Below are 388 nucleotides of genomic sequence, written 5' to 3' on the forward strand. Positions count from 1 at the left end.
GCCGCAATACGTAACGTGTCTTCTGCACACTCACCAGGCGGAATGCATAGAAACGCTCCCAAAGTGCCGCCAAGGGTTCCGAAGTGACAATCATGCTGACCATCGGGCTGCCTGATGTCAGGTGAGCCAGCGTATCGAGATGCCCTCTCCACTTGGGGTCATCTCGCCCGATACGTAGCAATAGCGGTGACACTTGAAGCACTTCACGACGAGTTTTCGGCGAGTCCTGATAAAGCGCTCGCCACTCTGCTGCGGGCCATGAGGACTGTACCCAGGCATACAAAGTGTCGTACCGGAAGGCAGCATCTATCAGTAAATAGACAGATGGCTGCTCAGCATGAGCTAACCATGCCTCAATCATCTCACCAGTCTCTACAGCCCAGTTGGA

The 388-nt window shown here is 54.4% G+C and carries 1 protein-coding gene; it reads right to left on the reverse strand.

All coding sequences use genetic code 11. From position 1 onward, the window contains the following. Positions 1-361, reverse strand: a 361-nt coding sequence (locus tag PJK54_RS17785; protein ID WP_271303524.1) for a DUF4123 domain-containing protein, incomplete at its 3' end; no start/stop codon positions are given. Positions 362-388: the final 27 nt, after the last annotated feature.

The sequence above is a fragment of the Cobetia sp. MMG027 genome (assembly GCF_027947415.1).
In the GTDB taxonomy this organism is placed as follows: Bacteria; Pseudomonadota; Gammaproteobacteria; order Pseudomonadales; family Halomonadaceae; genus Cobetia; species Cobetia marina.